General features: G+C 67.9%; 10 protein-coding genes. 2 read left to right on the plus strand and 8 right to left on the minus strand.

Annotated features, from left to right (window positions below; translation table 11 throughout):
- Window positions 1–58 precede the first annotated feature (58 nt).
- From BR98_RS33830 to BR98_RS33840, 3 genes are all read right to left on the minus strand, one after another.
- Entirely contained in the window at window positions 59–2683 is a 2625-nt protein-coding gene (locus BR98_RS33830) for a TOTE conflict system archaeo-eukaryotic primase domain-containing protein (protein ID WP_051970783.1), read from the minus strand.
- Between the two features lie 204 nt (window positions 2684–2887).
- Entirely contained in the window at window positions 2888–4051 is a 1164-nt protein-coding gene (locus BR98_RS33835) for a hypothetical protein (protein ID WP_035851010.1), read from the minus strand.
- Window positions 4052–4105: 54 nt separating this feature from the next.
- Entirely contained in the window at window positions 4106–4414 is a 309-nt protein-coding gene (locus BR98_RS33840) for a calcium-binding protein (protein WP_035851012.1), read from the minus strand.
- 976 nt (window positions 4415–5390) lie between these two features.
- Here BR98_RS33840 and BR98_RS33845 point away from each other — a divergent pair.
- Window positions 5391–6743 (plus strand): recombinase family protein, encoded by a 1353-nt coding sequence (locus BR98_RS33845; RefSeq protein WP_232247823.1) that lies wholly within the window; start codon window positions 5391–5393, stop codon window positions 6741–6743.
- Window positions 6744–7311: 568 nt separating this feature from the next.
- Here BR98_RS33845 and BR98_RS33850 read toward each other — a convergent pair.
- The 5 genes from BR98_RS33850 to BR98_RS42410 all read right to left on the minus strand — a co-directional run bounded on the left by BR98_RS33850 (window position 7312) and on the right by BR98_RS42410 (window position 13509).
- The gene (locus BR98_RS33850) at window positions 7312–7830 is read right to left on the minus strand and encodes a hypothetical protein (RefSeq protein ID WP_035851014.1); all 519 of its coding nucleotides are present in this window, start codon (window positions 7828–7830) and stop codon (window positions 7312–7314) included.
- Window positions 7827–9053, minus strand: coding sequence for a hypothetical protein (locus BR98_RS33855; protein WP_035851016.1), 1227 nt, complete (start codon window positions 9051–9053; stop codon window positions 7827–7829). The genes BR98_RS33850 and BR98_RS33855 overlap by 4 nt, the downstream gene beginning before the upstream one ends.
- Before the next feature lie 103 nt (window positions 9054–9156).
- The gene (locus tag BR98_RS33860; RefSeq protein WP_157538057.1) at window positions 9157–9381 is read right to left on the minus strand and encodes a hypothetical protein; all 225 of its coding nucleotides are present in this window, start codon (window positions 9379–9381) and stop codon (window positions 9157–9159) included.
- A 537-nt stretch (window positions 9382–9918) separates the two neighbouring features.
- Window positions 9919–11067 (minus strand): hypothetical protein, encoded by a 1149-nt coding sequence (locus tag BR98_RS33865; RefSeq protein ID WP_035851020.1) that lies wholly within the window; start codon window positions 11065–11067, stop codon window positions 9919–9921.
- A 12-nt stretch (window positions 11068–11079) separates the two neighbouring features.
- Window positions 11080–13509, minus strand: a complete 2430-nt coding sequence (locus tag BR98_RS42410) for an alpha/beta fold hydrolase (RefSeq protein WP_083977312.1) — start codon at window positions 13507–13509, stop codon at window positions 11080–11082.
- 501 nt (window positions 13510–14010) lie between these two features.
- On the opposite strand from BR98_RS42410, the gene BR98_RS41825 reads away from it, so the two are divergent.
- Window positions 14011–14277, plus strand: coding sequence for a recombinase family protein (locus BR98_RS41825; RefSeq protein ID WP_232247825.1), 267 nt, complete (start codon window positions 14011–14013; stop codon window positions 14275–14277).

Genomic DNA, 14277 nt, shown 5'->3' on the forward strand with positions numbered 1-14277 from the left:
GGTTGCCGCCTCGGGTGGTGCATCGCGGCCGTCGGCGAGTAGTCGTAGCCGTACTGGGTCAGCCGCCCGGGTACGAGTGGGCCTCTCGGTAGGCGTTCCAGATCGCGGTGCGCAGTTTGCCGCGAGCGGGGACTTCGAGGCCGTGTTCTCGTGCCCACGACCGCACGTGGGCGGAAGTCGGCTCGGATGATGAGGTATCCGTTGCAGGCGACTCGCTCTGTGCACCCTGCTCCTGGTGAGTCGCCTGCGGTTTCGTGAGCGCGGGGACGGTGCTGAATCCGCGGCGCTCGAGGATGCGGCGGCGCTTGTGGTGCATGCGCTCCAGCAGCGGCACCTCGGCATCGAGGTAGTCGTGGGCCTCGACGTGGTTCTTCTTCGCCTCGGTGTTGCGCATGATCCGGCCGACTTGTTGGATGACGCGGCCCTTGAAGGAGACAGGGCTGGTCAGGAAGAGGGTGTCGAGGCGGGGTGCGTCGAAGCCTTCGCCGGCGATCTTGTCGATGGCCAGCAGTACGAGCGGGCCCGCATCGTCTTCGGCGAGTGCGGCCCGGATGCGGTCGCGCTGGATGACCGGCAGGCCGCCGTGCAGGAGCATCGTCTCGATGCAGTGCCCCTTGAGTGCGGCGGCCAGCTGGTTGACGTGTTCGATCCGGTTGGTGAGCGCCAGGCTGCACCGCCCTCTCCGGTATGCGTCGGCGATGTCCGCGGCGATGAGCTGATTGCGGGTCAGGTCAATGGCGAGTTCGCCGTAGATTGCCTGGATGGAGGCGCCATCTGTGCCGGGCTCGTCGGTGGTGAAGGCGGTTCGGTGCACGATCAGGTGTTTGGCGAAGGTGCTCTGGTCTTCGATCTCGTGTCGGATCGGGCCGCACTGCATGGTGATCAGCGCGTCCATCTGGTCCGCGCGGTAGGGGGTGGCGGACAACCCGATCAATCGCTCGGCTTTGACCCTGCGGATGGCGGCCTCGGCGGCCGGCGCGCCGACGGCGTGGCACTCGTCCACGACGACCAGGCCGTAGTTGTCCAGGAGTCCGTCGGGGGCGTTTCGGTGGGTGAGGGACTGAAGCATGATCAGGTCGACGATGCCGCCGCGGCGGTCTTTGCCTGCCCCGAGAGAGCCGACCGCACCGTCGCCGAGATCAAGGAAGGTCTCCAGACGCTCGCGCCACTGGGACAGCAACTCGGCCCGGTTGACGATGATCGCGGTGGGCCGAGCGTGGTAAGCGGTCAGTGCGCAGGCCATGACGGTCTTGCCCGAGCCGGGCGGGGCGACGAGTACCCCGGTGGCGTGTGGGGTCATTGCGGCGACGGCCTCGACTTGGACCGTGGTGAGTTCGCCGGTGAACCGGACGTCGATCGTGGTGTGCTCGGGCTGTGTGCTGGTGACCTTGAGGATGCCGCCTGCGGCGCTGATCAGGCTGGTGGCCTCGTCGTGTAGCCCTCGGGGCAGGGCGATCCATTCGGGGTCGGTGGCGTCGAAGCAGCAGATCAGACGGGGGGTGTTGAAGGTGGAGAACCGCTGGTTCTGCCGGCGGTAGAACTCCGGGTTGTGCAGGGAGGCGGCGTGCTTGAGTGCGGCGATCAGTTGCGGGGGCAGCCCGCTGGTAGCGATCTTGAGCATCGCTCCGGCTTGGGCCCTCACGATCTTCGGGGCTTTACCGAGGGCGTTTCGACGCGGCCGGGCCGGCAGTTGCGGGGTGGTGGGGGAGGGGCCAGCCTGAAGCGGGCCGAGTTCGCTCACGAGGGCTTGGACCTGATCCGGTGTCAACCGCTGGGTTTCTGACAGGTGGGCGAACTGGTCGGGGAATGGCTGCCAGGTTGTCGGGTCGCAGAACACGGTGGTGCCGCCGGTGCGGGAGCCGCCGTGAAGCGGGAGGGCGATGAGGTTTCCGAAGCGGGCTCCGCCCTTGGAGTGGGTCGGCAGGAAGTCCTGGGCAGGCAAGAGCCGGTCGTAGCTGGCCAGGGACATCCCGTGGCGGGCGTCGATCGCGCGCCGCAGCAGCGCCATGCCCATCGCGCGGGCGAGAGCGGCAGGCACCGGGGCGGTGAAGAAGATCCACACGTGCGCGCCGGCTCCGGAGCGGGAGATCTCCGCAAGCGTCGGTACCCCGGCCTTCGTGCACGCCTCGACGTATGCGGCGGCGTCGCCCTTCCAGTCCTTGTCGTCGAAGTCGCATGCCAGCAGGTGGGTCGTGTCGTCGGGGAGCATCGGGTACAGGCCGACGTGCAGCTCGCGTTGCCCTGCTTCAGGACGGCTCAGATGCCGGAAGACCACCTGGTCGGTGAGTGGGAAGAACATGCGCTCGGCGTCCGGCTTGTTCTTGTCCCAGGGGTTCTCCTCGGCTGGGCTCCATCCGGTCCGGCCGTTCTTCGAACTCACCCACCGTGTCGCATACACATCCGTGCGCCCGGCGAACAGCGTCCGGAAGAGGGAGACCTTGGCCTGGGGGCTGGAGTCCGCGTCCGCGTACGGCAAACCGTTGTTGGCCAGGGAATCCGAGCGTCGGGGTGGTGCGGTGTCCGTGAGTGGCTGTACGTCATCGGGTTCGGCGTTGCCGCGAGCCATGCCGATTTGTGCGCGCAGCAGTTCGTTCTCCGTCGTCAGCTCGGCGATCTCCTGCAGCGCGGCGTCGAGCCGTACGCGCAACTCGGCGGGGTCGTTCCAGCCGGACCAGTCATCCACCAGCCCATGATCCGAAATCGACGGTCGATGCGCAGTCATTCAGGACGATTTCCGGGCGTGTCCTGCGCAAGCTCGGCGCGGAGTGCTGGTCGTCCACGGCCCGTCGTCTGCCAGTGCCCCGCGCGGAACGGTTCCGTTGTCGCCCGGGGTCCTCCGGCGGGCGGGTGGTGGACGCCGCTCTCCCGCCGGAGGCTCCGCAGCTGTTCAGGCAGTGAGTCCGGCGCGGTTGAGGCGTTCGATGAGGCTGGACTTGCGTTGGTGCTGCTGGTGTAGGAGTGCGAGGCGCTGGCTGAACTCGTGTGCATTACTGGTGCGTTGGCCGACCTCGCGTAGATCCTTGAGCAGCTCGACGGCGGCGTCGTACTCGCCCTGCTTCTTGGTATCGATCAGGGCGGTGACACGCAGCCAGCTCTGCTCCTGCCGGCCGACCAGGGCCGTCAGACGCTGCTCACGGGCGAGCACCGTCTGCTGCTCCCGGCGGGCGACCTCTTGGGCCTGATGCTCGGCGGCGAGGCGTTGCCGCTCGGTGCGACGTGCGGCCGCGGCGTCGAGGAGCTGGGCTGCTGTACGCCTCACCGCGTCGGCCGGTGCATGCATCGCCGCGCCGTGGAAGCGCCGCAGCAGCTCGGTCCGGACATGTGGGTCATCGTCGCGGACGACGCGCAGCAGCAGGGCGTTCTTCTCCGCCGCAGGCAGGGCCTCGACCCACCGGGTCAGGTCGCCCTCCGGGGCCGTCGTCGCTGTCAGCGCGGGGCTGGCGTCGGCGGCGACGGCGAGCAGGTCGGAGTCGACCCGCAGGAAGTCGGCCAAGGCGCGCTGCGGTGCGCTCAACGCGGCCAGGCCCGGCGGGACGGGCGGTTCGACCTCGCTCTGGAACTCCTCCTCATCGTCCTCGCGAAGTTCCCAGCCACTGAGCGCGGACAGCCAGGCCAGGTACAGGGCGCGCAGATCACCGGCCGCCAGTTCCGCGCGCACGCCGTTGAGCGCGGCGAGCGAGTCCTCGGCGTCCTCGTCCCAGTCACCCTCCTCGTCCTCGCTGCTCAGGTCGAGCAGCACGTGCGGGCCGGAGGACCAGGCGCGTACGGACTCCTCGAAGCAGTACTGCTGCGCGGTCCGCAGGTCCAGCAGCTGTTTGGGCAGTCGGATCACCACCCTGTGGGTACCCCAGTTGGCGACGTAGAGATGGGCGTCGTAGTACCGCTCCATCATCTTGTCCGGGCTGCCGCGGAAGTCGCCCCACTGGTAGCTGTTGGTGAACCTCGTCGAAGTCACCCGCGCCCTGGTGGACAGCGCGCGCACCTCGGCGATCTGGGCCGCGTTCAACGGGCGGTCAACGGCCAGGAACTCGTAGTACTGATACTCACTCAACGGACCTGCTCCACTGCACTCACGGACTGTCGGGACTGATGTGGCCGGGCGCCGTCAGGATGCCCACCGGCAGAACGCCTCGATCCACTCCGCACCTTCGGGCACGGGCGACGGAAGAGGAAGGTCGATGATCCCGATCGCCTGCCGATGAGCCCCACGGGAGCAGACAGCAACGATCTGACTGCCACGAAGATCGACCTGCTCGACGACGACCTCCACCCCGAGCACCACCGTCGCGAAGGGCACGGCCAGGTGCTCCTCGAACATCGCGTGCCAACCGGAGAGCGCCTCGTCCTCGTCGTAGCAGTCGACCGTGGCCTCCTCAGCCATCGCCTCCAGCTTCGCCCTGCTCATCGTGCTCATGACCGCAGAGCGTATCCAAGGCGTGGCTCACCCAGGGTGAGAACGCGAGGAAGAGGGGGCGTCTCCCGTGCTCAGCAGTCGTACCGGAGGGTGGGCAGGTCCGGGCAGGTGCGGCAGATGAAGACGTGTACGCCTCCCGTGTTGCCAATGCACATCCCGTGGCTGTCGTCTTCGTGCGCGGGACGGGCGGAGTGCTCGCAGTCGGAGCCGGGGCGGGTGCGCTCCTCGACAGGGAGCCATCGGCCGCAATGATTTCCTCGCCGAGATGGTCAGCAGGTGCTCCATCCGCCGGCCGCAGGTGCAGTCGGGCCATCGTGGTGGCCGAGTTCAGCCCGGGTAACCGCAGACCGTGCTCCGGTTGGTGGTGAAGGCGTCGTAGTTCCGAGCGAGCTCTCGGGGCAGTCGGGGACAACACGCACGTGGGTACCGCAGGGTGGTGCGCCGCGATGTCCAGTGGGGCCGATGGAACAGTACGGCTCATGATTCTCGGTGACGGGTGGAAGCAGCTTCGAGGCCCGAGAGGCCGACACCAGCGGGTTCGACTCCGCCTGTTGGTTGGCGTGGTGAACAAATCCGTTTGGCATACGCATGCTCCCCAGCCAACAGCCGGGATCAGACCCAGGCGTCACGGAGCTGAGCCGGGTCTCGCTGAACCCAAGCCTGTTCAGGTGCTCGGTCCGATTGCCGTGCTCCCCGCCCCAGGGCTGCTGGCTGTGGCACCGGGTGAGAAGGCAGTAGTGGCCAGCGCGCAGGGATTCTGATCGAATTTCACCCGTTCGTGATGATAAGTCCGGACGATGCTCGCCAGAGCCTTGTTGGGGTGGCCATGCTCGGGTGTGCGGTGTTGGCCGCGAGTCGGCGGGAGGTGTCGGTTGTGGCGATGGCTTTGGCAGTGAGTGGCGATGTGTCCGCTACTTCAGACGGTATGTCGGATGCGCTGGCTGGATGGGTGCGTGAACGTGGAGGGCACGCTCAGGTGAGGACACCCGAGAGCGGCGGGCTGCGGTTCGCGTTCTACGGCCGGGTCTCCACCGAGGACCACCAGGACCCCGCCACGTCGCGCGCCTGGCAGTTGCTGCAGGCCGAGTCCCTGGTTTCCGGCCATGGCCGGGTCGTGGCCGAGTTCTTTGATGTCGGGCACAGCAGGGCGCTGCCCTGGGCACGCCGTCCCGAGGCCGGCGCTCTTCTCGCGGCGCTGACCGATCCGGACCGGGGGTTCGACGCGATCGTCATCGGCTCGAGCGAACGCGCCTTCCACGGCAACCAGTTCAGCGTGATGGCGCCGCTGTTCGAGCACTACGGCGTGGGCGTGTGGATCCCGGAACTGGGCGGCTGTGTCGACCCGAAGGTCGCCGGGCACGAGGAGCTGATGGTCCTGCTCGGCATCCTCGCCAAGCGCGAGGTCACCCGTGCCCGGATCCGGGTCCGCTCCGCGATGACGGTCCAGACCCGCGACCAGGGCCGCTACCTGGGCGGACGGCCTCCCTACGGCTACCGCCTGGTGGATGCGGGCCCGCACCCCAACCGGTCCTTCGCCCGGCGCGGGGTGCGCCTGCGGCGGCTGGACACCGACCCCCACGCCGGCCCGATCGTGCGGTGGATCTTCTCCCAGCGCCTGGCCGGCCACAGCCTCGCCCGGATCACCCGTGCCCTGAACGACACCCAGGTCCCGCCCCCGTCCGCCGCCGACCCGGACCGCAACCCGCACCGCGACGGCCAGCACTGGCAGGTCCCCACCGTGCGGGCCATCCTGGCCAACCCCCGCTACACCGGCCGCCAGGTCTGGAACCGCCAGCGCACCGACCACGAGCTGATCGACCCGGACAACACCACCCTCGGCCACCGCGACGTCATGCGCTGGAACACCCCCAACGACTGGGCCATCTCCCACAAACAGGCACACCCGGCCCTGGTCAGCGAGGCCGACTTCGTCGCCGCCCAAAACGTCCGCGTGACCCGAGAAGCGACGCCGGGCCGCACGTACCGGCTGGCCGGGATCCTGCACTGCGGCCTGTGCGGGCGCCGGATGGACTCCCACTGGACCCACCAGCGCCCCGGTTACCGCTGCCGACACGGCCACAACAGCGCCACCACCCCGGACCCAGACCGGCCGCGCAACGCATACGTGCGAGAAGACCAGATCCTGGCCCACCTGCCAGCCCTCGTCCTGCGCCTCACAGCTGCAGTCGGCGATGCGGCCGGTGAACCGCCCACCGCCCTCGACGCCGTCGAGTACATGCGTGCCAGAGGCATCACGCTGACCTACGACGCGGCGGCCAAGACCCTGACCGCCGGCACCGAGCGAGCCGAGAGAAGCCTGATCGGCTGACATTCCGGCGAGACAAGCGACGAGCTGAGGACGTTGCGGAACGACGAACGCCCGCACCTGGCCGAAGGCCTGGAACGGGCGCCGATTCACCGTGCTCGGAGATCAAGCACGGTGGGGAAAGAGTGTGTCCGAGGCCGGACTTGTACCACCGTCCACCCTGGAGTGGGCTTCTGCGGTGCTGGAGCTGGGCGGGCCCTGATCTGCGGCGACCGCATCGACGCCGGTCCGTCTCTCTCCGGAGAACGGCTGGCGTGGTGCCCGATTCCTGTTAGCAGTTTGGCCGTGAGCAGACTGAGGCGGAAGGCTGTGGGGCGGATTTAACCCGAAAGAGTGAGTTGCTGGGGATCGGCGGCGCATCGGTCCAGCGGTCAGCGTCGCCGTTTGCCCTTGCCACGAGTGCTGCGCTGGCGGGTGCGGGTGGCTTTCAGGTGGCCAAGGACACCTGCTCGAACTCCTCGGCATCGACGAAACCAGACCCCGCCGGCTGCAGCCCTCAAACTCCAAGCGCGAAGTCCGGGCTAGTTGCCGTGCGAACCCCTTTATCGCGGCTCACGTACATCTTGCGGCGTCAGGCTGGGTCCGCTGCCAGCGGGAGGCGAAGCTGGATCCCAGCCTGGGCGCGCACTCGCTGGGCGATCCGCATGGCATCGCGCCCTGGCATTCCGATGTCAGTCATGTACCCCACAAGCGCCTGCTCGTACGCATCGGCGACAGGAGTGACTTCCCCGGCGCTGCTCTCGGTGAGCACCTGGCGAGCCTCGGTCAGCGCTGCCTGAGCTTTTGTGGCCAACTCCGTGTCGACCGCGGCGTCCGCTTTGGGCGACTTCTCGCGGGGCCCGAACAACTGCTTCACCCGCGCGCCCAACCCCTTGACGGCTTCGGCCACCCTGGGCTCGGCCTTTTTGCCCGCGGCTTCGCCCACACCCTTGGTCAGTCCTTCGATAAACCACAGGAGAAGCAGGTAGCCGATCGGCAGGGCGAGAGGGAGAAGGTTTCTCTCCGACTCGTCAGTGAAGTACGTCAGGTCGAGTCCGATCTCGACCGAGATCGCCTCGGCGGCACTTCGCGGGTCGGATGTATCGGTCATGGTCGTTGGCTCCGATCGTCGGGTGGCAGTGCTTCGCTGAGGGGGATTGGCTGCGCTTCGCCGAGCAGGACCGGCATCCATGCCCTGGGATAGAAGAGCTTGTCGACCAGATCCTGGGCCTCGAGCCTCGCGGCGTCACCGCCCTCCTCCTCGCGCACCTGCCGCAGCCACAACTGGTGCCGCGTGATCCAGGTTCCGTCTAGGTTCATGACCGCGAACCCAAGCGAGGTCGCGATCCGCACGGCCCGCTCTTCCGCGTTCTGAGCGAGCGCCCTCCAGGTCTTCTGCTCGCCTGGGCTACCGCTCGCCGCAGCCGCGGCCCGCCCCACATAGACCGTTGCCAGCTCGTAGGCCGCCGCTGGATAGAGAGACGCGTAGAAAGTGAGCATGTCACCGTCTCGCGCTTTATCTATCAGCGTGTCTCCCTCCGCCTTCAGCCCGTCGGCCGCCGCGCGAGCGGCGTTTCCCTCTCCATGTCGGACCATCCTGGCGCAAAGTCCCCCGGCAATGTCCTCAATCCTCGCCGGGCCGCCAACCGTGACGTATAGGAGCGACTCGATCAGCGCATCCATCTCGTCGTCCGCATTCTGTGCCCCGGCGGCGCGAGCGAGCATCAGCGCTCGGATCGCGAGCACCCCGCCGATCGTCTTACCGTCGCCAAGCACTTTGCCCTGAAGGTCGTGGGCTAGTTGACCGAGGCGGTCAAGGAGCCTGTGGGCGCGCTCCGTCATGTCCCTCGCGTCACCGGGGCCGTCGGCGTCGAAGACTTCGGACCTCGCCCACTGCCTGATCTGCTCGAACCATTGCTCCCCGTTGTCCGGGCGACATGCCTCCAGGATTGCGTCGATCGCCTCCGCCAGTTCTTCGGCGTCGGCGTCCTGCCCCGGGCCGCTTCGCAGTGAGCGCGCGATCGCCCGCAGCCGATCTTGCAGCGGTGTCGCGGACACGTCCAGCTCGTCCACTACTACGTCGTTCGAGGAGACGCCCTCGGGCAGCTCGTCGAGTGTCTCAGCGCTGCCGTTCTCGTGGACGTGCGCGTACCCGCCCGCCCGTTTGACGTACTTTCCGCTTACGTTGCCCAGCCTGTGAGGGGCGGCGTCGTCGGCGAGGAGGTAGTTCATTTGCATCTCGCTGCGGTGCGAGTCCAGGACGAACAAACAGCACGCGGTCATGAACACCTCGTTCACGACGATGTGGCGTTGGAGGTCGCGCGCTGGGGTCATAAGATCACGCTATCCGCGGGCACGGGGGTGTGCTCGCGGTAAGGGCCCTTTTGGGGACGGCCTGCTCACCGAGGCTGCCGTCCGAGCGGAAGTGAGCGGCCGGTCAGTCAATGATCATGCCGCAGTACTCGCCGTCATGTCGACCAGCAGGACCTCGAACGCAGCCGCCCCCCCATCCGGGTTCGGTCATCTCGTTGAAGGCGGCGACCGCCGCGTCCATGGGCTCCCCGCGGTGTGTCAGGTTCGAGATCCGCTTGGTCTCGTAGCTGATCTCTTCGAGGCGTTGGCTGGCCACGGGCGGGGGAAGCAGTTCGGGGCGCAGGTCCATGACCTGCATTATGCGTGCGTAGCCATACCATCCTTTGTCGGGATGATCGTGTGCCGTTTCCGGCGGGATCCGCTAGGTCGATCACCTCCGGTATTGGTGGGGTATTTCGCCCGCTGCTTCTCCTTGCGGATTGTGACAGGGCAGCGGTCGTAGTGAACGGGCAGGGCACGGATACGCTGCCGGGCGAGCGAGAAACGACCGGGGGGTGTGCGATGTCCGAGGTACTGCAGGGGCTGATCGATGCGCTGCTCGCCCGCGTCGTCTCGCACGAGTCCCCGCCGCTGCCGGCCTTCCCCGAGAGGTCGCCGGGTAGCAGCGGTGCGCCGCCCGAGACCTTGGCGGTGGCGTCGTACCGGTCCTGGGCGAGTGGATGCCGGCGGTGGCGTGGGCGGCCTGGGTGAGGCCGGAGCAGTCGTAGCCGGTGGCCGTCGGTGCCGTCGCCTCTCCATTTGTAGGGGGTGCCGATCTTGGAGTGGGCGCAAGCGATCACGGTGGCGGCTGCGCACGCGATTTGTTCATCGCGTCGCCGGGCCCGAGTCAGTCAGCATCCTGCATGGTCCTCTGGATGGCTGCGTTGACTTCTGGTGAGTCCCAATATGTGGAGTGGGTCCAAAGACCTGCGGTGGCGGCGTGTGAGATCGGCAGGTCGGAGGGCAATTCGCCGTTGTGCAGGCGGAAGACTGTGGCCGCGACGAAGGCAAGGGGGTCCAGGGGCTGCCACAGGTTGGTCCAGGCTGCCAGCGACGTCGGCAGCTGCACCGGGTTGTCCGGAGAGTAGGGCGCCAGAGCACCGCCGCGAGGGTCGCAGAGATGGAAGTACGCAGCCTGGGAGCCGAAGGTGACGAGGGAATTCACCCAGAGCGGCCTGCTCGCGGTGGCGAGGTCTACGGCGATCACACCACCGAGGCTGTGTGCGACGATCCGGACCGGGTGGTCTGCGGAACGTCCGAGGCGTGGGTCGACGGCGCTGATGGTGTCGCGGATCCGATCGTGGATCAGCTGTTGGTGGCGCTGGTAGACCAGGACATCGCCCAGGAACCGAGTGGTGGCGGGCCCGAGGCGGGTACGGAGGGCGTGATTCATCCGTCCGGCGACGGCGTTCACCGCAGCGCCGGCCATGCGGTCGAGGCGAATGAGTACGCGCTGGACGGTGTCCCTGCCAGGAGCAGAACCGCTGGCCGCTGCGCGCAGACCGCTGTCTTCCTCCGCCTCCCCCGGTCGGCCCTCTCGGAGTGTCTCCGTGAGGGCGAGGGCGGTCTCGCTCAGCAGCTCTGCATCGGCGAGTTCGCTCAGCCATCGGGTCTCTGGCCAGACTTCGTTGACGGCTTCGAGGATCGCGCTCACCGATGTCGACGTGGCGGGGGAGTCGCGCAGTCCGTCGTCACCGAGGGCGTCGCGGAGCAGAACTTCGAAGAGCAGCCGGCTGTCGATGGGCGGGGCGTTGATGGCGAGTGCCCGTCCGAGGTCGTCGTGGGCGGTGCCCGGGCCGTCCTCGCGGAGCCCGTCCCCTTGGCGGGCGCTTGCGGGCAGGGCCAGGTCGACGAACTCGTGGCGCGCGCCCAGGTCTCCCCAGAACACGGGCAGCATCGGGACCCCACTGGTCTCCTGCATCTTCTTCACGGCGGCGTCGAATTCCTGCGGCTCCCGGTTGCCCACCCCGTGGATGACGAAGACCGGACTGTCCATGACGTAGTGCTCCTACACGGTGGTGACGATGGCGGACGGGTTCCCGTAGACCGCGTACGCGAGCCAGGTCGGATCGGCGTCCGCGTCACGGGCCGCGCGGCGGGCGTTGAGGGATGCTTGACCGAGGGGCTGATGGTCCACCACCAAGTGCCGGTAGAAGGCCTCGGCGTAGGTGAGGGCGGAAGTCGACCTGACAGGCCACAGCGTCCCCACGAATGCGGCGGCACCGGCCTCAAGGAACATGGGGGCCCAGCCGAGCGAGGAGCCGAACCAGTCGATCTCTCCCGCGCTGCGACAGGCGTTGAAGAAGACCAGCGGCCGGCTCTCCCGCAGCGCGCCGCTCGCGGTCAGGTAGCTGAGGTCAATCGGATCGAACGGACCGTCGGCCATCTCGACGGTGGAGCCTGCTGGGGTGAACGAGTTGTGGCATGCGAAGTGGAGCAGGCCCGACTCACCGAGGTCAAGCAGCCTTGTCAGATCCGCGGTTGACTCGATCGGAGTACCAGCTGGTTGGCCGAGGCGGGACTGGATCAGGTGGACCTCGCGTAGCGCGTCGGCCGGCGAACCGGGAGGAACGATGAACACCGCGCCGCCCAGGTCGATCTGATCTCCCCGTCGCTGTTTGAAAACCCGGCGGACCAGCGGCATCCACTCGGCGAGGAAGCCCTCGCCCTCAAGGTTTCCGTTGAGCGGGTAGAGCAGCTCCCACGGGATGATGCCCTGGTCTCCCAGTACGGTCAGAGTGGAGATGCTCGATTGCTGCGACCAGAACTGACTCTGGACCGGCTCGGGGATCACCGTGTTCCAGAGCTGGACGCCGTGGTTGCGAAGACGGGCCCGCAGGCGGTCGGCGGAGAGTTGGCGCCCGCCGGGCCGGTGAGTCCTGGAGAGTTCCTTCAACTCGGCGAAGATCTGCTGCGCTGCCCGACTGGGGTCGCCGCCCTGGAAGCTGAGCTGCTCGGGGGCGTAGAAGGTGTCCGTCATCAACTGAAAGCTGTAACTGCCGGGCGCAGCGCCCTTCAGCACCTGCAGCGTGGCCTCGCCCGGTCGGGCCGCCAGCGACGGCAGCCTGGTGCGGTGCGGCCGTCGTGAGACGGTGGTGCTGCCGTAGTTGACAGAGACCACGCGGTTCGTCTCGCCCAGAAACGTGCCGTTTCGGAAGACTCGGACGATCACGATGTGCTGGCCGGGCCCCGTCGCCCTGAGCCCGAAGAGCAGGACATCCGAATCCCGTTCCCGGTGGACCAGTACGTCCTGCTGCAGATCGTCCAGCGAGGCGAGGCCTGGGGCGTGCACGGCGACGGTGAGCCGGGCACCGGCTGGCGGAATCTCGAAATGCTTCAGGACGGTTCCGCGGACCGAGTCCCATGCGATCTGGACCTGCAACGGCAGGATACGTCCGACGTCTGCCTGCTCCACGAGATCGACGACCAGGCTGTGACCGCCCGCTGGGGACGGCTGCTGGGCCTCGTGCGATGGCACGTCCGGCGGTGTGCTGCCGGGATCTTCGCCCCTGGCCTCACCGGTGGCCACGCCATTGGTGATGACTTCGACGCCGGTGGAGGGTGCGCCGACCGGGACCGGCGGGCCGGATAGGGCCGCGCGGCCACTCGGCGCCGCCGAGGCTACGTCCGGCGCACCGCCGCTCACCCAGTTGAGGGCGGCACTCAGCACGCGCGGCCCCGCGAAGGCGTTCGCAGCCGGCTCCAGGACCAGCGTGGCGCCGGGGATGTGGTCGGCGAGCCAGCGCGAGTGGCCGACCGGGGAGTACACGTCATCGGCACCGTGCCAGAGCGATACCGGCACAGTGATGTCCTCGACCTTGAAGCCCCAGTCCGAGGTGAACGCCACCACATCGTCGACCCAGCCGTCCGCGTTCTGCCGGAACGCCTCCTGGTAGTTGCGCTGCAGCAGCTGGCGGACACCCCCATCGGAGACCACCACCCTGTCGGCGACCGAAGGGTCGGGCGTCAGCCCCTCGACCCGGGTCGGCCAGCCCGCGCGCCCGCGTGGGTGGGAGTGCGGGCTGCCCGTGAGCAGAGCGCGCTCTGCCTCGACGTACGAGCGGACGTTGGACGCTGTCATCCCCGCGTACCAGTCCAGGCCATTCGCGTCCCGGGGAGCCAGGCCGACCAGCACGGCCACCCGTGACACCCGCTCCGGGAGCAGCGCAGCACAGGCCAACGCGTGCGGTCCGCCGCCCGAACGGCCCAGGACCGCGAACTCGTCCAGCCCCAAGGAGTCGGCGATGGCCAGGACATCAGCGGCAGCCGAGGCCACTCGGCGGCCCGGCAGCCTGTCCGAGTCACCGTATCCCGGTCGGTCGTAGCTGATCAGCCGGATGCCCAACCGATAGAGCACTGAGCTGCGCGGCGCAGGGCCCAGACGACTCCCCGGTGTTCCGTGCAGAAGGACGACCGGACGGCCATCCGGCTCGCCCATGCTCTCGACTGCGAGGACACGGCCGTCAGCCACATTGACAAGTCTGATCGCCACACTTACCCGCCCAGAGAATCAGATTCCACCAAGCCTACGGGCAAGATGACTTGAAGTCAGCTCCCGAGCCTCTTCTCCCAGCGCGGCAGGTGGGTTCGAACCTCACCGGGGATCGGCCGTCAGCAGGCTGCCGAACCTCACAACCCGGGGCTGCCGGCTGCGGCACGAGAATGAGAAGGCAGTAGTGCCCAGCGCGCAGGGATTCTTATCGAACTTCACCCGTTCGTGATGATAGTCCGGGGGACTCTCGCCAGAGGCTTGTTGGGGTGGTCATGCTCGGGGTGCGGTGTTGGCCGCGAGTCGGCGGGAGGTGTCAGTCGTGGCGATGACCTTGGCAGTGAGTGGGGCGATGTGTCTGTCACTTCGGACGGTAGGTCAGATGTCCTGGCTAGGTGGGTGCGTGAGCGAGCCGGGCTTGCCCAGGAGAAGGCGCCCGAGAGTGATGGCTTGCGGATCGCGTTCTACGGCCGGGTTTCCACCGAGGATCACCAGGACCCGGCCACGTCGCGCGCCTGGCAACTGCTGCAAGCAGAGTCCTTGGTTTCCGGCCATGGCCGGGTCGTGGCGGAGTTCTTCGAAGTCGGGCACAGCAGGGCGCTGCCCTGGGCACGCCGTCCCGAGGCCGGCGCTCTTCTCGCGGCGCTGACCGATCCGGACCGGGGGTTCGACGCGATCGTCATCGGGTCGAGCGAACGTGCCTTCCACGGCAACTAG

This window comes from Kitasatospora azatica KCTC 9699 (genome assembly GCF_000744785.1).
Lineage (GTDB): Bacteria > Actinomycetota > Actinomycetes > Streptomycetales > Streptomycetaceae > Kitasatospora > Kitasatospora azatica.